This window comes from Helicobacter sp. MIT 01-3238 (assembly GCF_003364135.1).
GTDB lineage: Bacteria > Campylobacterota > Campylobacteria > Campylobacterales > Helicobacteraceae > Helicobacter_B.
Map to the genome: position 1 here is coordinate 34,941 of NZ_NXLN01000018.1, position 18,773 is coordinate 53,713.

General features: G+C 42.6%; 15 protein-coding genes and 1 pseudogene. 12 read left to right on the top strand and 4 right to left on the bottom strand.

Annotation, left to right across the window (positions count from 1 at the left end):
* Window positions 1-127 precede the first annotated feature (127 nt).
* Window positions 128-2,188 (bottom strand): RNA polymerase sigma factor RpoD, encoded by a 2,061-nt coding sequence (gene rpoD, locus CQA40_RS07200; RefSeq protein ID WP_115520216.1) that lies wholly within the window; start codon window positions 2,186-2,188, stop codon window positions 128-130.
* A 750-nt stretch (window positions 2,189-2,938) separates the two neighbouring features.
* Window positions 2,939-3,397: a Fur family transcriptional regulator gene (locus CQA40_RS07210; RefSeq protein ID WP_023928284.1), complete on the bottom strand. Its 459-nt coding sequence runs from the start codon at window positions 3,395-3,397 to the stop codon at window positions 2,939-2,941.
* Between the two features lie 674 nt (window positions 3,398-4,071).
* Here CQA40_RS07210 and CQA40_RS11880 point away from each other — a divergent pair.
* From CQA40_RS11880 to CQA40_RS07220, 3 genes and pseudogenes are all read left to right on the top strand, one after another.
* A pseudogene (locus tag CQA40_RS11880) lies at window positions 4,072-4,341 on the top strand (methyl-accepting chemotaxis protein); the annotation flags it as partial.
* A gap of 162 nt (window positions 4,342-4,503) precedes the next feature.
* Window positions 4,504-4,941, top strand: a complete 438-nt coding sequence (locus CQA40_RS11885; RefSeq protein ID WP_258864497.1) for a CZB domain-containing protein — start codon at window positions 4,504-4,506, stop codon at window positions 4,939-4,941.
* Between the two features lie 264 nt (window positions 4,942-5,205).
* Window positions 5,206-7,167, top strand: coding sequence for a penicillin-binding protein 1A (locus CQA40_RS07220; protein ID WP_115520218.1), 1,962 nt, complete (start codon window positions 5,206-5,208; stop codon window positions 7,165-7,167).
* 114 nt (window positions 7,168-7,281) lie between these two features.
* Here the strand turns inward: CQA40_RS07220 and CQA40_RS07225 are convergent, their stop codons facing one another.
* Window positions 7,282-7,506, bottom strand: coding sequence for a hypothetical protein (locus CQA40_RS07225; RefSeq protein WP_115520219.1), 225 nt, complete (start codon window positions 7,504-7,506; stop codon window positions 7,282-7,284).
* A 211-nt stretch (window positions 7,507-7,717) separates the two neighbouring features.
* Here CQA40_RS07225 and rmuC (CQA40_RS07230) point away from each other — a divergent pair, with 211 nt between their 5' ends.
* From rmuC (CQA40_RS07230) to CQA40_RS07265, 9 genes are all read left to right on the top strand, one after another.
* The gene (gene rmuC, locus CQA40_RS07230) at window positions 7,718-8,779 is read left to right on the top strand and encodes a DNA recombination protein RmuC (protein WP_181882875.1); all 1,062 of its coding nucleotides are present in this window, start codon (window positions 7,718-7,720) and stop codon (window positions 8,777-8,779) included.
* 7 nt (window positions 8,780-8,786) lie between these two features.
* Complete coding sequence (gene rmuC, locus CQA40_RS07235) at window positions 8,787-9,221, top strand: DNA recombination protein RmuC (protein WP_115520221.1); 435 nt, start codon at window positions 8,787-8,789, stop codon at window positions 9,219-9,221.
* 461 nt (window positions 9,222-9,682) lie between these two features.
* Window positions 9,683-9,823 carry a hypothetical protein gene (locus CQA40_RS11190; protein ID WP_181882876.1) on the top strand — a complete coding sequence of 47 codons (141 nt, stop codon included), beginning with the start codon at window positions 9,683-9,685 and terminating at the stop codon, window positions 9,821-9,823.
* 40 nt (window positions 9,824-9,863) lie between these two features.
* Window positions 9,864-10,868 carry a methyltransferase domain-containing protein gene (locus tag CQA40_RS07245; RefSeq protein ID WP_115520223.1) on the top strand — a complete coding sequence of 335 codons (1,005 nt, stop codon included), beginning with the start codon at window positions 9,864-9,866 and terminating at the stop codon, window positions 10,866-10,868.
* A 147-nt stretch (window positions 10,869-11,015) separates the two neighbouring features.
* Window positions 11,016-12,311, top strand: coding sequence for a phosphoenolpyruvate mutase (gene aepX / locus CQA40_RS07250; RefSeq protein ID WP_115520228.1), 1,296 nt, complete (start codon window positions 11,016-11,018; stop codon window positions 12,309-12,311).
* A complete protein-coding gene (locus CQA40_RS11650; RefSeq protein ID WP_258864495.1) occupies window positions 12,263-12,748 on the top strand; it encodes a hypothetical protein in 486 nt (161 codons plus the stop codon). Before aepX ends, CQA40_RS11650 begins: the two co-directional genes overlap by 49 nt.
* Window positions 12,745-13,476 (top strand): TylF/MycF/NovP-related O-methyltransferase, encoded by a 732-nt coding sequence (locus CQA40_RS07255; RefSeq protein WP_408941418.1) that lies wholly within the window; start codon window positions 12,745-12,747, stop codon window positions 13,474-13,476. The genes CQA40_RS11650 and CQA40_RS07255 overlap by 4 nt, the downstream gene beginning before the upstream one ends.
* Window positions 13,477-13,549: 73 nt before the next feature.
* Complete coding sequence (locus CQA40_RS07260) at window positions 13,550-15,217, top strand: thiamine pyrophosphate-dependent enzyme (protein ID WP_115520224.1); 1,668 nt, start codon at window positions 13,550-13,552, stop codon at window positions 15,215-15,217.
* Window positions 15,214-16,548 (top strand): phosphonoacetaldehyde reductase, encoded by a 1,335-nt coding sequence (locus CQA40_RS07265; RefSeq protein ID WP_181882877.1) that lies wholly within the window; start codon window positions 15,214-15,216, stop codon window positions 16,546-16,548. Before CQA40_RS07260 ends, CQA40_RS07265 begins: the two co-directional genes overlap by 4 nt.
* A 142-nt stretch (window positions 16,549-16,690) precedes the next feature.
* Here the strand turns inward: CQA40_RS07265 and CQA40_RS07270 are convergent, their stop codons facing one another.
* Window positions 16,691-18,409 (bottom strand): OmpP1/FadL family transporter, encoded by a 1,719-nt coding sequence (locus tag CQA40_RS07270; RefSeq protein ID WP_258864496.1) that lies wholly within the window; start codon window positions 18,407-18,409, stop codon window positions 16,691-16,693.
* Between the last annotated feature and the right edge of the window lie 364 nt (window positions 18,410-18,773).

Genomic DNA, 18,773 nt, shown 5'->3' on the forward strand with positions numbered 1-18,773 from the left:
CGCTTATCACTACACAACTTTACCACGCTTCTAGCTTATATCGCAATTCTTTGTTGCAAAATTACCTTTGCGCACTTTGCGTGTATTTATGCTATTTGGTGCATTTGTAGCTTGGACTTTAGGTGACTTATTCTTCGATATAGTTTTTTAGCTTTCGTCCGACTTTTGGGTGCTTTAGCTTTTTGATTGCGCTTGATTCTATCTGACGGACGCGCTCACGCGTTACATTTAACTCCTTGCCGATTTCTTCAAGCGTGCGGTCGCTCTCATCATCAAGTAGCCCAAAGCGCATTTTGATTACAGAGCGTTCGCGCTCATTTAGCTGATTTAGCACATCTTCGATTTGGGAGCGCAAGTCCTCTTTTAGGATATATTCCATAGCACTCATCGTGCTTCTATCCTCGACAAAATCCCCAAACTTTCCGTCATCATCATTGCCGATAGGGGCTTCTAAGCTCACAGGCTCTTTTGTGATTTTGATGACATTTTTGACTTTATCCACAGGTAGCCCCACTTCCTTGGCTATATATTCTGTATCTGGCTCTTTGCCGTGCTCTTGGGTGTACTTGCGCATAATCTTGTGGATTCTGTTTATCGTCTCAATCATATGGATTGGGATTCTAATAGTGCGGGCTTGGTCGGCGATAGCACGCGAAATCGCTTGGCGTATCCACCAAGTCGCATAAGTGGAGAATTTGAAATTCTTTTGGTATTCAAACTTATCTACCGCTTTCATAAGCCCGATATTTCCCTCTTGGATTAAGTCCAAAAACGGCAATCCACGATTTGTATACCGTTTGGCTATGCTGACTACAAGGCGGAGGTTGGATTTTGCCATTTTTGTTTTTGCTTTGTCGCTGATAGTTTTGCCCCGCTTGATTTGCTCCAAAATCTCTTTTAGCTTCTCTGGCTCTAGGTTGAACCCACCCTCGCTTGCTTCTTTTGTCTGAAATAGCTTTTTTAGCTCCATATACACGCTTAGCATTGTGGCTTCTGGAATCGCATTTAGTATATCCTCTCTGCTCATATTGGTGATATTGCTAAGGATTTTTTGGTGATTTTCCACAAGTATGTCATTAAATAGAGGTAGCTTATACTCAAGTCGCTTAAGCTCTCTCTCAAACCCATCGCCACTTCTTAGGCTATTTTCCATAGCTTTTACGATTTCGTTGATTAGCTTGCTTGTGGGTCCTAAGTCAAGTAGTTTGTCTTTTAGTAGCTCTTTTTTGTGTGCTAGAGTGAGGATATACATTAGCTCATCTTCTGGGATTTCTACGACATTTATTGCAGAATTTGCGCTGGATTTGTCTTTGCTAGATTTTTCCTTACTTGTTTTTTCGTTGCTAGATTTTTTGTTTGGGCTGTCCTTTTTGCTATCTATGGTGCTATTTAGCGAGATTTGCTCGGGCATAGATTCTAGCACTTTTAGCCATTCTTTTTTTGCTTTATCTAGTGCTTTGAAGCTTTGGATAACTTTTTCGATACGCTTTTTGTCTTTTTTGGTTATGGGGCGTTTGCTCTCATCTATGTCGTTATACTCTCCGTCATTATGCTCGCTATCGCTATCCTCGTATTTGTTGTCTTGGTATTTTGCATCGTATTTCCCCTCATCGACACTCTCATCATCAAAGTCATCTTCCTCGCCGTCCTCCTCATCATCAAAGCTCTTAAAAAGCTCTTTTACGCGTCTTTCTCGGTTGATAAGTGCGTCTTTGTAGTCGTAGATAAAGTCGATGAGATAGGGCACAGAGCAAATCGCATCAAGGATAATATTTTCCCCAAATTCTATTTGCTTGCTAAGCTCTACTTCTTGGTCTTTTGTGAGTAGCTCGATTTGCCCCATTTCGCGTAGATACATTCGCACAGGACTATCACTCCTACTCCACTCAAGTAGCTCTTTATCTTTCATAAAGTCAAATTCACTATCTAGTTCGTTTTCTATAAATTCTCTGCGCTCCCTATCGGCGTCCTCTTTGTCTTTCTTATTTAGCTTTTTTGCAAGCTCTGATGAGCTCAAAAGTGCGCATTTATACTTTTTGACAAGGTCGTTGATTTTTTTGACTTGGGCTTGGTTTGGTGGCTTTTTTAGAATCTGGGCTATGGCTTCGTGGGACACCATTTTGGGTTCTGCGGTTTTAAACAACTTTTCTAATTCTTGGCTGGTTGTGAGTTTTTTTGTGGCTGACATTTTATCCCTCTTTATCTAAGTCTCTGGGTTTATGCAGAAGTTTTATAAGGATTCTTTGGAGAATCAACTAGAATTGTTGGCGAAAATATGAAATCAAAATCAAAAAGACTTAAGCAAAATCACACATTAAAGGCAACTCTGCTAAGTAATCCACTTGCAAAGAAGTGCTATCAAACAAAGCTTCATCAAGCTAGATTTGATTGTATTTGACTTCTACAAGTTGGACTTGATTTGATTCAATCCATTGGGTAGCTACAAAATCGGCTAGTTTTTAAAATTTTTAGAAAAATATTTAATGCAGTAATCTAAAGCCTTATAATCTCGCTATTCTCAAGTGGTTTGATTGCAAATTTATTTGTGGTAAAAATCGCCAAGCAAACATAAGCAAATATCACGCCCAAAAATCACATAAGGTGTAAAAAACTATGCCAAAGACAATGAGGAAGTCTAAAAATAGCTAACGATTTGAATCTCTTTGTAAAAAATCCAAAAGAAAGATTTTAAGTGTTTGGATAAAAAACTTGCGCAAAATTCTATCAAGTATATTTGCTGTTGGGTTTAGCAAAGATTTTAGCGTAGTGGCAAAATCAAGTGATTGCAAGTGATAAAACATAGAGATAAAACGCGCAAAATCCCCCCCCCCAAACACCAAAATGTATTGTGTGGATTGCTATGCAAATCTTGGGACTTGCTCGCAATGACAAAATAAAAGAAGTAAAGGAAGTAAAACTATTTTTTAGAGTGCACGCCCTAGTCTCGTAGCTGTTTTTGGCACTTCTCACAGATGACAAACAGCCTCATATCGTGGCTGATTAGCTTTGCTTTTAGGGATTTTACCACTTCGATTTGGCGTGATTCTATTTCATTGTCGACAAACTCCTCAATCGCCCCGCAATGCAAGCAAATAATGTGGTCGTGGTGCTCTTTTGCTGCGATTTCGTATCGCTTGCCACCTTTGTCTGGCTCTATGGAGGTTACAAATTTTTCTTTTTCCAAAAAGCCCAAGATTCTATACACAGAAGAAATACTCGTAGATTTATCGCGTAAGCGCAAGTTATTGGCGATTTCTTCGGGGGTTAGGTGTGTGCCACTTTTGTAAAGCACGGATACAATCTCTTCGCGTTGTTTGGAGTTTTTTAGCCCATCTTGCTTGACAAAAAGTCGCAATCTATCAATGATAGCATCTAAAGTTTCAAGTCTGTTTTTCATTTTACACCTCATAATGAGAATTCAAAAATTAGCGAAATTATAATACATTTTTAATAAATAAGAAACAAAATCTATGTTAAAATGCCTTTAGCAAACGCAAAAATGAGGTTGCAAAATCAAAAATTAAAGTTGTAAGGAGTCTTGCTATGTTTGGTTCTTCTAGTGAAACAAAAGCTGCATTGCAAAAGCAAGTAGCGGAAAATCAAGCCTTAAAAGCAGAAGTAGAGCATTACAAAAAAATCGCTTCATTTGGGTTTGATGAAGCCTTAGTCGGTGTGAAAAATGGGGAGGCGGTTTTTGCAAATTCTGTGGCATTGTCTTTGGGCAATCTACCTGATTTCATAAGAGCACTAGGAGAACTCGGAGATGGGCACTCTGTCATATCAGTAGGTGGCAAAAACTTCTCACTAAAAAGCCAAAACATTGACGGAGTGGTGTTTTATCGATTTGTCCAAGAGGGCTCTAAAAGAGATAGTGATGATGGTGTGGACTTGCTAGCGACTTATCACAAAAGCCTAAAAGACGGAATCATAGGCGTGCAAGGCTCATTGCAAAATATTTTGGAACAATCCAAAAAAATCCAAGTAGGCGCAGAGCACAACGAAGAAGAGCTAGCTGAAGTAGGCGAAGTAAGCCAAAAAGCCGAAGAAAGTATAAAAGACCTTTATGAAAGTATGCAAAACGCCACAAACATAGCAAACTCACTTGCCCAAAGAAGCAATGAAATCACCAATGTCGTATCTCTAATTGATGACATAGCCGAGCAAACAAACCTCCTTGCGCTAAATGCCGCTATCGAAGCTGCTAGGGCGGGTGAGCACGGCAGGGGATTTGCCGTTGTCGCTGATGAGGTGCGCAAACTCGCAGAAAAAACCCAAAAAGCAACCAAAGAAATCGCCATAGTCGTAAAATCTATGCAGCAAGAAGCAAGCGATATACAAACCACTACGGAGGAGACTTCGACTTTTACCGCTGAAGTCAAAACAAATGTCGAGGACATATATGCCAAAAGCAAACTCGCTATAAACACCGTGAAACTAGCCAAAAATGCTCTACGCTCTTGCAATAACGAGGTGTTTTGCACCCTTGCTAAGCTCGACCACACGGTGTTTAAAAACAATCTTTACGCGCTTGTGTTTGGGCTATCTGATAGCTTCAATCAAGTCCCACATACAAATTGCCGTTTGGGCAAGTGGTATTATGAGGGTGATGGCAAAGAACACTTTGCTACAACTGCGGCATATAGGGATTTAGAGCCTTTCCACGCGCAAGTGCATACTCAAGCAAATAGCCTAGCTGAAGCGATAATGAGCAAGCAAAATCCACCAAAAAGCTTTATAGACGAGAAAGTAATAGGAATGGAAAAGGGAAGCGAGGGTGTAATGTCCTGCCTTGATAAAATGCTAGCTGAAAAAGTAGATAGTGTCCAGCAAGAAAGAGCAGACATAAGAGATGCTAGACAAAATATGGCTCAAACTAGCGCACAAGCCCAGCCAAAGCCAGCAGAATCTAAAGAGCCTGAAGTGCAAGCCCCAAAAGCATAGGCAAGTCCTAGAAGCAAGCAGGGAGTGAATCCCTTGCGCTGTCTAAATTCTGCACTGCTTAAATGTGGTATTTGGTCGGTGTAGAGTGAAATGTAAGCGTGAAGTAGGGCAAGGTAGGTGCTTATCTAGTTTTTGTGGATTTGCACTTTTGTCTGCAAAAATCGCAAAAAATCCGAGACAAAAAAAGCCCAAAAAAGTCGAAATTTAAGTAAATTTAAGCAAAGCAAGTAAAATCTTTGAAAATATAAGGTAAGTAAAAAATAAATGATTAGAAAAGTTGCATTATCTAGCTGTGTTGTTGGGGGATTGATATTTGTTGTTTATTTGATTGCGCTATATTTTGAGCTAAGCGCGGATTTGGACAAAGTAAGGCACTACTCTCCAAAAGTCGCTACCCAAATCTATGACAGAAAAAACCGCCTCATAGCCAATGTATTTGACACGGAATTTCGATTTTACGCGAAGTTTGATGAGATTCCACCGCGAATGATTGAAGCACTACTAGCTATTGAGGATACGCTTTTTTTTGAGCACGGCGGGATAAATTATGATGGTATCATCCGCGCAATGCTAAAAAATATCCGCACAGGGCGGCTAGGAGAGGGTGGAAGCACGCTTACGCAGCAGGTTGTGAAAAATATCATTTTGACGCGAGAGCGCACCATAAGTCGCAAAATCAAAGAAGCCTTACTTACCGTGCAAGTCGAAGAAATTATTAGCAAAGAGCAGATTTTGGAGATTTATCTAAACGAGGTGTTTTTGGGGCACGGATACTATGGTGTCAAAACCGCAGCACTTGGCTACTTCAAAAAAACACTAAATCAGCTAAGCCTAAAAGAAATCGCTATTTTGGTAGGACTACCACAATCCCCTAGCACTTATGACCCTACCAAAAACTTGGATTTGGCACTTACGCGTGCAAATGACATTATCCGCAGAATGTATGACTTGGGGTGGATTTCTAAGGAGTATAGGGACTCCTCACTTGCAGAAAAGCCCACAGTGTATCATCAGACGCTTACCCAAAATGTCGCTCCTTATGTAACTGACTATGCTTTGAGGCAACTAAGCTCCATAAAAGACATAAAAACAGGTGGCTACACTATCAAGCTACACATAGATTTGGACTACCAAGAAGTCGCCCAAAAAGCCCTAAAAAACGGCTACACTGCGCTGCAAGCTCGCCAGCTAAAGCTACTCCAAGCCCAAAGACCCAAAGGTGCAGAACCTGCCATACTTCCTAGCGAAGATGACTTGACTGCAAATGATACACTAAATGGTGCGGTAGTCATCACAGATAACAAAACAGGCAAGATTTTAGCCCTTGTAGGTGGGGTAAATCACGAAAAAAGTCCGTATAATCGCGCAGTAGATGCTTATCGCCAAATGGGAAGTAGCATAAAGCCATTTATCTATCAAATCGCCTTTGATAGAGGATACTCCACCGCTACACAAGTCCCTGATGCTGCGCGGAGCTTTGATGAGTGGAATCCTAGAAATTCTGGTGGGAAGTTTCAAGGAATGGTAACCCTCCAAGATGCCCTTATCCACTCTCGCAATCTAGCTACGATAAATGTCGCCACGCTCGTTGGGTTTAGCAATATCTACAATGGCTTGCTAAATTTTGGCTTTAGTGGGTTTAGCGCGGATATGACAATCGCTATCGGTAGTCTAAACGCCACGCCGATAATGGTGGCAAAAGAGTATTCAATATTTTCAAACTATGGCGTGCGCAACGAGCCTGTGCTGATTGATAGTGTAATCGACCCGCAGGGAAATGTGTTTTCTTATGAGACGCAATCAGAAGTGATAATCTCACCCGAGCAGTCGTTTCTCACTACCTCCGTGCTACGCGAAGTCGTGAGGGCAGGCACAGGCAGACGCGCAGCGGTAAGTGGGATAGAGACAGCGGGCAAAACAGGCACGACAAACAACAATGTGGATTTTTGGTTTTGCGGATATACGCCCGATGTGCAGGCTATTATATGGTTTGGGCGCGATGATAATAGCCCCATAGGGCGATATGAGAGTGCCTCTGCAGTGGCAGCACCTGTGTTTGCCGAGATAGTAGCAGGAGCGGTGAGAATCGACCCGAGCTTGCGCCGTATATTTCCTCGCCCAGAAGCCGTGCGCTCAAAAACCATTGACAAAAATACATTTTTTTATACGCGCACTTCGCCACTACCAAATATCAGCAATATCGTTACCGAGCAGAATCTATACTAGGAAGTTTTTGGTGGTGTATTTCGTTTTTAAGGGGTTCTATGGTTTTGTTGTGCAAAATCATAGAACTGCGTATCAAATCGTAGGGTTGATAGACTAGCTTATCGATTTGGGATTCTAAGTCGTTAGTGTTGTCATATTGTGATTTGTTTGCTTTGTCATATTGACCGTAGGCGAAATATCTCTATTGTGGTTGCTTGCGTCATTTTTGGATTCCGTTACTTTGTCATCACAATTCTTTATACTCTTGTCATCAGCTTCTCCTATCTTGTCATTTTGGGCATTTGCAAAATGCGAAAAATCTCTATGTCGCCTTTTTGTTATCTTTAAGCGAGCTAGCAACCAAAGAATCTCTCTTTTGTCTTTGAGATACTTCGGGCTTTGCCCTCAGTATAACAAGCGGGATACATTGTAGGGTATTTTCTGTCAACTTGTTTTCCGCACATTTCTACAATTAAGCATTGTTCTAGTTGTTTTGTCATCAAAAAAATCCAAAAATTTTATTTAAAATTAGATAAACTGCGCTAATGTTTTCACTAAAAAGGAATCAATGATGATTTATGTTATCTCTGCACTACTAATTATTGCACTTGTGGCTTGTGGGCTTTGTGTTGCAAAAATTATCTCTTTGCGTAATGCAAATGTGATTCTAAAATCTAGCGATAATTTTTATAAACAGCAATTACAAGGTAAAGATGATTATATTTATGGATTAAAGCAAGCTCATAGTGATGAATTGGAAAATCTAAAGTCTCATTACAATGAAATGCTAGAAAATCAAAATAAAAACAACCAAGCAAAATTTGACATATTAAAAACGGAAAAAGAAAAGCGGATAAGCGAATTAGAATCCGAACAAGTCGCATTTGAAAGAAAATATAATCAAAACATAGAGCAAATTAGGGTTCAATATCAGCAGGATAAAGCCCGAGATTTGGCACAATATGAAAAGAATCTAAAAACTATCCGCGAGGAAATTGACAAGCGATTTGATATGCAAAAAAACGCGCTTTTAGAGCAAAATAAAAATATGTTAAATGCAGATTCGCGTAAAGTGCTAGATGAGATTTTCACGCCCATAAAAAATAAAGTCGAGCAATATTCTAAGCAACTAGCAGAAAATGAAATCAAATTAGGCACACATATCGACTCAATGTTTAAGCAAACCCAAAAACTTGGTGCGACTGCCGATGAATTTGCTAAGATTTTGCGTGGCGATAAAAAGATTCGCGGGAATTTTGGAGAATTGCAGCTTAAAAGTGTGTTAGAATCTAGTGGGCTTATTCAAGGGGAGCATTATGAGATTCAAGCACATTTTAGAGATGATGATAGGGGGCTAAAACCTGATGCAATCGTGCATTTGGATAAAGAGCGAAGCATTATCATTGATGCGAAGTTTTCGCTACCAAATAATTATGATAACGCTGTAGGCGAATCTAGCGAATCTAAAAGCATAGATTTGCTTGATAGCACACTTTGTAAGCAAATAGCGCAAAATCTAAAATCTCGCATAGATGAACTCGCTAAAAAAAATTTACCAGCAAAAATCCGCAATTCGCTCACGCGCGAATCTATGACTTTATGCTACTTTTTGTGCCATATAATAATATCTTAGATTTGGCATTGAATATGCTGAGCCAACGCTTTATCAATATGCTTTTAACAAGCAAATATATCTCACCACACCACACACGCTATTTATGGCACTTAAAACGATAAATATTAGCTGGACTTATGTGGAGAGCGATGAGAAAGTGAAAGAGGCGTTTGGCGAAATGGGAAAAATTTATGATAAATTTGAAGGATTGTGCAAGGACTTTGAAAAACTCAATCGCGCCATAAAAACCATTTGCACTGCGAGCGAGGATATGGAGACCAAATTATTTAGCAAAAAAGATGGAATCGAATTAAAGCTAAATAAAATCAAAGAATTAGGTGCAAAAACTAAAAAAACTATAAGTGAGAAATCTATAACCGAGCGCAAGGAATCTACAAAAAGCGATATGAATATGATTGAGATAGATGATAGTGATGAGGACACAGAAAATGGCTCATAAAAATTGATAACATATCAAAAAATTATTGGGCTTAAGCTAAATTTATCAAATAAAAAATTCTTTCATAGCCTCAAACCAACTTTTAATTTCATCAAAATTTTGTAGGTTGTCCTCGCTAATTTGTAGCCATATATCTTTACAATGAAACATTTCTTTGATTGTTTGTTCATTGAATTTTGTTGTTTTTTGAGCAATTAAATTTGCAATGCCTTTATTGTCCCATTCCTTCAAAGCGAAAAAAAACTAAATCAAAACATACTAATTAAAGCAACCCACAAATGAATAGCTTTATGCAAAAAGAATATAAAATAATGCTAGTAGTTTTTTTATTGAATATTAAGTTGCATATAATACAATACGGCATATAGGGTGTGTTTTTGATTGCACTATAGTTTTTTGCCCCACATACATCTATAAGGAAATACAACTATATGCTGCAATCGGAAAAAAAGTCAAGAAAAATGAGAGAGATAAAATTGCTTATCGTTGATGACGATGATGAGGTCATTGAAGAGTTCAAAAATAGCATAGAAATATGCGATAGGGATTATGGCACAAATGTTGCTACAATGTGTATCTTACCTACGGATACACATACATAAAAATACAGATTATTCCTACTTAAATGGGAGAAGGACGCGAATGGACAAAAGCTATTGGACTAAATTTTACGCTAAGCACAAGGTTGGGGACAAGCCCTCGCTATTTGCGCAGTTTGTGTGGGATAGCTACCTACGCCAAATGCAGGTGGATAAAAAATCAAACGCAAGTTCCCACGCATACAACGCACAAATACACACAAATGCCAAAGCGCACGCAAACACGCAAATAAACGCAAATACAAATTTAAGCACACACAGCACGCAAACAAGCACAAAAAGCTCTCACGCACCGCACACAGGCACTCTCTCATTGCTTGAGCTAGGCTGTGGCAATGGACGAGACGCGCTATTTTTTGCCAAAAACAAAATCCAAACCACCGCCATAGACCAAGTGGCTGATGAGATTAGCTACCTTGCCAAGCATTGCGCCACCACCACAAAAGGCGTAGCAAATCCACACTTTATCGCAGGGGATTTTACCAACCTTAGCGCGATTTTTGATAGGGGGGGGGCAGATAGCGCGTTTAGTAGCACAAAAGATGACGCGCTCACTACCCAACGCGAAAATGTTTTAGATGAAAAATCGGGGTTGCAACACCACGAGCGAGGAGGTAGAACTCAAAAGTTCATTGACAAAGCGAGTGGCAAGCTCCCCGATTTGTCGCTAAGCCCACGCTTTGATTGCATTTACTCGCGCTTCACGCTCCATTCTATCACGCACACCCAGCAAGAAATCCTCCTCTCCCAAATCCCGCACTTCCTCACTCCAAGCGGGATTGTCGCTATCGAAGCAAGAGGCAAGAAAAACTCCCTCTATCAACAAGGCGAGCCTGTGGAGGGCGAGGCAAATGCCTTTATACACGATAGTCATTATCGCAGGTTTGTAGATTTTGAAAGTCTTTGTGAAGTCCTAGAGTCCCAGCTAAATCTCACAATCCACTTTGCCAAAGAGGACAGAGGCTTTGCTCCATTTAATGGCGAAGATGACTACTTTTTCCGCGTAGTTGGCATCGCACGCAACGAGAGAGAGAGAGAGAGAGAGTAAAAGAGCGCGACCAAGCCTTATACATCTTTGTCATTCTCATCAAGCTAGATTCTAGCGAGCTAGGAGTATCCTATGCCGCATAGTCCTAGCCACACAACCCCCAACAAAAGCCAAAAACCAAGCACAAAGCCTAGCGTTTATGTCGCTATGAGCGCGGATTTAATCCACCCGGGGCATATCAATATCCTAAAAATCGCCAAGCAACACGCCGATGAGATAGATGGCGAAGTAGTCGTAGGACTGCTTACTGATAAGGCAATCGCTTCTTACAAACGCCTGCCTTATATGAATTACGAGCAGCGCAAAGCCGTGCTAGAGTCTATCGCATTTATCGATAGGGTAATCCCCCAAGACACGCTAAGCTATGAGGGCAATATCCGCTCCCTAAAGCCTGCCTTTGTCATACACGGCGATGATTGGAAAAACGGAGCGCAAGTCAAAACCCGCCAAAATGTGCTTGACACGCTAGCCGAGCTAGGCTGTGGGAGGCTTATCGAGCCAAGCTATACAGAGGGCATTAGCTCCACGCAGCTAAACGCAAACGCCAGAGCCATAGGCATAAGCACCAATGCTAGGCTTTCACTACTTCGCCGTCTCATAGAAGCCAAAGTCCCCTTGCGCTTTATCGAAACGCACTCGGCTATCTCCGCGCTCATCGCGCAAAATGCTTTTGTCAATCACGGTGGCACAAAAATCGAGTTTGACGGCTTTTGGAGTAGTTCGCTTACAGACTCTACAAGTCGTGGCAAGCCAGACATAGAGGCAGTCGAGCTGCAAAGTCGGCTAAACACCATAAATGAAATCTTTGAAGTAACTTCTAAGCCACTTATCTATGATGCCGACACGGGCGGGAAAGTCGAGCATTTTGCTTTCACAGTGCGAAGCCTAGAGCGCACGGGAGTGAGTGCGTGTATCATCGAGGATAAAACGGGACTAAAGAAAAACTCGCTTCTAGGAAACGATGTCGAGCAAACCCAAGATAGCATTGAAGACTTTTGCGACAAAATCCGCGCAGGCAAAGAAGCGCAAATCACAAGCGATTTTATGATTATCGCGCGTATTGAAAGCCTTATTTTAGACAAAGGCTTGCAAGACGCGCTAACCCGCGCATTCGCTTATGTCGAGGCGGGAGCTGATGGCATAATGATACATTCTCGCCACAAAGACCCAAAGGAGATTTTGGACTTTATACGCGCCTTTCGCACCAAAAACTCGCTAACGCCTATCGTAGTCGTGCCAACAAGCTTCAATGAAATCACAGCGCGTGAGCTAGGAGAGGCAGGGGCAAATATCATCATCTATGCAAATCACTTGCTTAGGGCGAGTTTCATAGCGATGAAGCAAGTCGCGCAAGGCATTTTAGAGCACGACAGAAGCGCAGAGATTGAGGGGCAATGTATGAGCGTAAAAGAGATACTCTCCCTAATCCCGGGCACGATTTAGCCGTGCACTTTTTTTGGCTTAATCCCCCTCCCAAAAATAAAATTGTGGCGGAGGGGGCTAGGGGGTGGGTAATCGTGAATCTAGATTCACGATTCAAGCACAAGCGCGAACTTGTAAAACTAAAAAATTCTATAAAAAATGGGTGCGGTATTTTGGAGATAAAATCGTGGCTGTGCGAAGCGAGCAACGAGATAGAACAAACAAGTTCATCGAGGAAGCGAGCGCAAGCACTCCACGATTTTAGCCCAAAAGACAAGCCCACAAGAAAGGAACTTCAAATGAACAAGATTGTAATCTTCGGTGCAGGCAACTGCGGACGCCTAATCGCACAAAACCTCCTCACGCAAGGCGAGCAAATCCTTTGCTTTATCGACAATGACCCACTAAAAGCAAATGGCACTATCACGCTTAATGGGGGGGGGGGAGTAATACATTGAGTGCCTATCCTATCAAGCAAAGCGAGGCGTTGAGTAAGCTAGATTTTGATTCCGTGATTGTTGGCACTTTCACAGGGTTTTATGAAATCCGCGCCCAACTAGAGCAAATGGGAATTGCGCGTGAAAAAATCGACACAAGCCATATCGAGCTAAGTGTCCGCGCTAGGGAGGCGTTTTTGCAAGATTTTGCTAGCGAGGCAAAGTCTCAGAATCTAGAGGGCAGTGTAGCCGAGCTAGGCGTCTATCGTGGGGATTTCGCACGCAAAATCAATGAGTGCTTTAGCGATAGAGTGCTCTACTTGTTTGACACTTTTGAGGGCTTTTGGGACAAAGACTTAGCCCAAAGCAAAGACGGCGCAATGGGTGCTACTCTAGGCAAAAGACACTTCTCAAACACAAGCGTAGAACTCGTGCTAGGAAAAATGCCCTACAAAGAGCAATGTATCATAAAAAAGGGCTGGTTTCCCCAAAGTAGCGTTGGTGTAGAGAATGAGCGATTTTGCTTTGTGAATTTGGACGCGGATTTGTATGAGCCGATTTTGGCGGGGCTAGAGTTTTTTTATCCCAAAATGGTAAGCGGAGGCGTGATTTTAATCCACGAGTATTTTTCCTCTGGCTATGTCGGCGTGCGCGAAGCGGTGAGCGAATTTATGCACAAAAACGCGCTAAATCCTGCCCTCAAACTTCCAATCGGGGATAATCTAAGCATAGCGATTATCAAGCCCTAGAATGTAAGCGCGTTTCTAGAATCTAGATTCTAGAAACACACGCGTGGCGAATTTAGAAAGAAAGGACAAAGAAATGCAAACAGAGGCTTTTGGAGCGGAGCTAAAGCGGATGGGATTTTGTGATTTTGTGGGTGTGCCTTGTAGCTACCTCGCACCGCTTATAAATTGGGCGATAAATGAGAATGTATTTGTGATGGCGAATAATGAGGGGGAGGCGGTGGCAATCGCAAGCGGAGTGAGTTTAGCTTGTGCGTTGCCTTTGAGCGATAAATCGGGGAGTGCTTGCGCTCACTTCGTCAATGAACCTCAAAGTTCTATTTCCTCGCTCGCTTCGCACAACCCCGATTTCTCATCTCAAATGCTTCCGCACGAAAACGCAAAAGAATGTAACGATTTTGGAAATAGTGTGGCTTCAAAAGATTCTCTTTCTGCCACAAGTGGTAATTCTAAAAATTCCCCCTCCCTTAGCACGAGTGGGGTTAGGGGGTGGGTAAAAGATTCCCGCGAAAATGCCAAAAATACAAGCGCGTTGGGCGAAGTATTGTCGAGTGATTTTAAGGGTTGTGCGAACACGCAAGCGAAAATAGGACAAAAAAGTCCATTGAGCGAAGCGGGTGAAGCATCTCCCTTAAAATCGCCGACAAGACACAGCCCAAGAAAATACGGAGTGGTGCTAATGCAAAACAGCGGACTAAGTAATGCGCTATCACCCCTCACAAGCCTAAATCACACCTTTGAAATCCCCATACTTGGCTTTGTCTCTCTGCGTGGCGAGCCAAATCAAGCTGGGCAAAACACCGATGAGCCACAGCACGAGCTACTAGGGAAAATAACCGATAAGTTATTGCAAACTTGCCAGATAGAGTGCGCGTTTTTGGACTCGCGCTTTGAGGTGGCGTGCGAGCAGTTGGCACAAGCTAAGAAGGTGCTAGAGTCAAACAAAAGTTTCTTTTTCATCGTGCGGAATAGTTGCTTTGAAAAAGTCGCCCTCAAAAATAACCCGCTAGATTTTGGGAAAATTTGTCATACTGAGCTTAGCGAAGTATCTCAAAAAGCGCAAAGAGATTCTTCACCTACGGCTCAGAATGACAAAGACAATATCCCAAAAGACTCCGCGCAACCCACGCGACTAGAGGCATTAAGCATTATCCAAAATCTCGGCACAAATTGCGCTCTACTTGCCACCACAGGCAAATGCGGACGCGAGCTCTACGAGCTAGATGACAGACCAAATCAGCTCTATATGGTGGGTTCTATGGGCTGTGTGAGTGCGCTAGGGCTAGGTATCGCGCTAAAATCGCGCAAAAAAGTCATCGCTATTGATGGCGATAGTGCGCTACTTATGCGACTTGGCACGCTAAGTGGCAATGCCTACTATGCCAAGTGCTCAAACAAAGGCAATCTCTGCCATATCCTGCTAGATAATCAAAGCCACGATAGCACGGGCGGGCAGTTCAATCTCTCGCCTTTTGTGGATTTTGTCGCTATCGCAAAATCTTGTGGCTACGCGGTGGCAAGGGTAGCGCAAACTTTAGATGAGTTTAGCGAACTCTTACGTGAGTTTGTAAGCGCGAAAAGTGGCGGTGCGTGGTTTATCTACCTCCAAATCGCAAAGGGGAGCAAAAAAGACTTAGGACGCCCCAAAATCACGCCAAAGCAAGTAGCATTGCGATTTGGCGCGTGGCTAAATGAAAATCTAGAATGTGCAGACACACAGGCTATAAAGGCAAGCAAGCGATGAAATTTACCTACTACAATCCCGTGAAAATCCACTTTGGTGTGGATTGGCTTAGCGCGATTAGCGACTTGGCACAGAGGTGCAAAAATGAGCGATTTTTGCTCGTTACAAGTAAGAGTTTTAGCAAAAGGGGGCTAAGTCAGCAGATTGCAAACGCTTTTGGCAAGCAGCTTGTAGGCGTTGTCGATGAGATTTTGCCAAATCCGCAGCTAAAGCATTTGAGCGACATAGCTTCTAGGCTTAAAGATTTTGATTGCATTATCGCGCTTGGGGGCGGGAGCGTGATAGATAGCGCGAAGTTTTTCAGTGTATACAATTCGTCTTTGGGTGCATCTTTCGCACTTGGAAAAAATTTTGAGCGTTCACAGACCATTAGTCTAGTCTCACGCCCAAAATTTTTTCCAAATACAAAACTTCCACCGCAAATACTAGAATTGGATTCAAATGCCACAAAATCACACGAATCCGCCGAATCTACAAACTCGCTGGGCGAAGTATTGTCGAGTGATTTTAAGGGTTGTGCGAACGCGCGAGCGAAAATAGGACTTGAGCGTCCATTGAGCGAAGTGCGTGAAGCATCTCCCTTAAAATCGCCGACAAGACACAGCCCAAAAGACAATGCCCAAGCAAAGCCTATCTATGCCTTCCCCACCACTTCTGGCACTAGCAGTGAGCTCACCCACTGGGCGACTATCTGGGATAATGACGCCTTTATCAAGCACTCTTTGAGTGATGAAATTCTCTACCCAAAAGAAGCGTTTTATGACCCGAGATTGACTTTGAGTTTGTCGCGCGAGACTACCATACACACGGCACTTGACGCGCTAAGCCACAGCTTTGAGTCTATTTGGAACAACAACGCAAACCCTATCTCCACGCACCACGCCTTACGCTCCATAGAGATTATCCTGCGCGATTTGCCCGCTTTGGCAGAAAATCTCCAATCGCTAGAATTGCGAACAAGCATAATGCAGGCGAGTATGTGCGCTGGGCTTGCCTTTAGCAACACCCAAACCGCGCTAGCCCACGCGCTAAGCTATCCGCTGACAATGAGATTTGGCACGCCACACGGGCTTGCGTGTAGCTTTAGCCTACCCTTGCTTTTGGAGTGCTTGCCAAAGCAAAGCCACGCTTACGCACTTCTATCGCCATTTAGGGCGCGACTTTTGGAAGTCTTTGAAGCCTTAGAGATTTCGCCAAATCCAAAAGACTATGGGCTAGACTCTGCATTTATCAATGAAATCTTTGCCACTCTAAACGCCCGAGCAAAAAACGGAATTTTTGACATTAAGCGCGTGAAAGAGGTGTTTTTGAGGGAAGCACTTTTGGGCTAATTTTTGGCTAAAATCTCTCACCCAAGATAAAAAAACAAACCTCCGCACAATGTAAAAAATCAAAAAAGACACAAACCAAAAAACCACCCGAAAAATTAATCAAAATCAATCAAAATCATCACGCCATAGACGCGCCAAACCCCTACCACCGATAGCCAAGTGAAGCGGTGTAGATATATAGTCCGCCTAGCCCGCCACTATGATACATAGAGGACATAGATGACTTATAAGTCCAGCTTCCTGCTAGCCCGAAGTCAAACCCTCTAAAATTGCGCTTCGCACCGATTCCCACCATATAGCCATCACTATCGGGTATGCCGATTTTGTCCTGCGGGCTTGGAGCGGCATCATAAGCGATAGAGCCCATAAGGCGAGTTTTTTTGCCTAGATATGTCGCCCCTAGCCGAAAGGTATTGGTATCTCTCCACCCCGCCCCCATATTGCTTACCACACCAAAGTCTGCGATACCCACCATATCTTTTAGGCTAGCACCTCCCTGCGTTTCCCACACATCTCGGTAGCTTACAAGCCCGCTTAGTCCCTCGTATTTGGCGTTTTCAAAGTCTGGCGTTACATTAAACTTCCACCCCCTACTCCAAAATGTCCGCTCATATACCCCCTCTAGCCTCACTCTTTTGTCGAAAAACTCTTGGGCATAAGCCACAGTTAGGATTTCTGGCATTTGCACGGCGATTTTTAGCGGAGCGGTAGTAAGCACATTGCCCATAGCACCGCCTACATAAGTGAGGGCTTTTACCTCCCCGCTCATATCAAACTTCACAGGGGAGTTAAACACGATGCTTAGCATACCGCTATCTATCACTCTTAGCGAAGCTGCCAAGCGATACCCCACAGATAAATCACTGCCTTGCGATTTTTGATAGACTTTGGAAGTGCCATAAAGATTGGTGGTTTCGCTTGTTACGCTACCCATTAGCGCACCCCAATCCACGCACTCTACCCCGCCTGTGGTGCAGCCATCTATTTTGACATTAAGCCCAAAAATCTTTAAAAAGCCCGATACAAAGTCGTTTTTTAACACATCTCCTACAACTCCATTTCGTATGGATTCTGGGATAAGTATATTTAGGGCTTCTGGGTGTTTGGCTAGGTTTATGATTTGCTCAGTTGTAAGTGAGATTCCCTTACCCTCTTTATCTAGCGGGACATACACGACATTGTTAAATTTCCCCATAGCATACATTCCGCGCAAACCAAACCCCACAGAGAGCCTATCTGCGATAGTCCAAGATATACTTGGGCTTGCCTCTATCATCATTATAAACACATCTTGGAGGAACTCCCCTCCTTTGCCCGCCCACTCCATAGCTAGCCCCGAGCTAGCCACAAAGCTAAAGCCTAGCGTTACTCCGTGATTTGTCCTAGATTTGTAAAAAAACTTAGGGAGGATAAAGTTTGTATCCCCTGTGCTACCTGTGATGATTTGTGAGTCTGGGTCGGAGTGGTTTAGTATGATAGATTCTTGCAAGCTTCCTAGTCCTAGCCCGGGGAAAATCTTTTTCATAGTTGTGATAATGTCGTCCATACTTTTTTCAAACTTTAGCGTAGTCTTTGAGTAAAGCCCTTGATTTGTCGTAGGGACATCAAAGCTAAAGCCGGGGATTTTTATCAGTGAAGTGGCTAGCTCAAACTCACTTTTGTTTTCTCCCCAATCATTGCTAAATCCCATATTTGCGGGATTGTAATAGCTCGCATCCGCTCCTCTAGCTCCTGCTACATAAGCCGAGCTAAGCGCAGTGGCATTTAGGCTTTGCTCTTGGATTTTAAATCCATTTGCACTTAGGCTAGATACAAGAGCAAAAAATGCTAACAAAAGGATTTTTATGTATTTTTTATGCAAATTTGTTTTCCTTAACTTCTAAATTTTGCCACAAAAGACAAAATCTAAATATATCAAATCTAGAGATATTTCGATTTTTGCAAAATCTCAATATGACAAGAAATAGAATCTTTAGAGATGCTTCACTTTTTTGTCATACTGAGGTTTCGCACGAAACCGAAGTATCTCAAACGGAAATCTACCCACCCCCTAACCCCCTCCGCAAGGGAGGGGGAAATGAGAATCTTCGCTTAAGTATGACAAGCGATTGATTCGGTATGACAAATAAACACACTTAAAATTACAAAAAACCTTTGAACCGCTTTCTTCCTCGCGGGGCAAATCGCCACAAAACCCGCGCTCGCACTACTGCTTCGCGTTATTC

Coding starts and splice junctions, on each gene's coding strand:
- rpoD (WP_115520216.1), bottom strand. CDS start 2,188: ATGTCAGCCACAAAAAAACTCACAACCAGCCAAGAATTAGAAAAGTTG.
- CQA40_RS07210 (WP_023928284.1), bottom strand. CDS start 3,397: ATGAAAAACAGACTTGAAACTTTAGATGCTATCATTGATAGATTGCGA.
- CQA40_RS07220 (WP_115520218.1), top strand. CDS start 5,206: ATGATTAGAAAAGTTGCATTATCTAGCTGTGTTGTTGGGGGATTGATA.
- rmuC (WP_181882875.1), top strand. CDS start 7,718: ATGATTTATGTTATCTCTGCACTACTAATTATTGCACTTGTGGCTTGT.
- CQA40_RS11190 (WP_181882876.1), top strand. CDS start 9,683: ATGAGAGAGATAAAATTGCTTATCGTTGATGACGATGATGAGGTCATT.
- CQA40_RS07245 (WP_115520223.1), top strand. CDS start 9,864: ATGGACAAAAGCTATTGGACTAAATTTTACGCTAAGCACAAGGTTGGG.
- aepX (WP_115520228.1), top strand. CDS start 11,016: ATGAGCGCGGATTTAATCCACCCGGGGCATATCAATATCCTAAAAATC.
- CQA40_RS11650 (WP_258864495.1), top strand. CDS start 12,263: ATGTATGAGCGTAAAAGAGATACTCTCCCTAATCCCGGGCACGATTTA.
- CQA40_RS07260 (WP_115520224.1), top strand. CDS start 13,550: ATGCAAACAGAGGCTTTTGGAGCGGAGCTAAAGCGGATGGGATTTTGT.
- CQA40_RS07265 (WP_181882877.1), top strand. CDS start 15,214: ATGAAATTTACCTACTACAATCCCGTGAAAATCCACTTTGGTGTGGAT.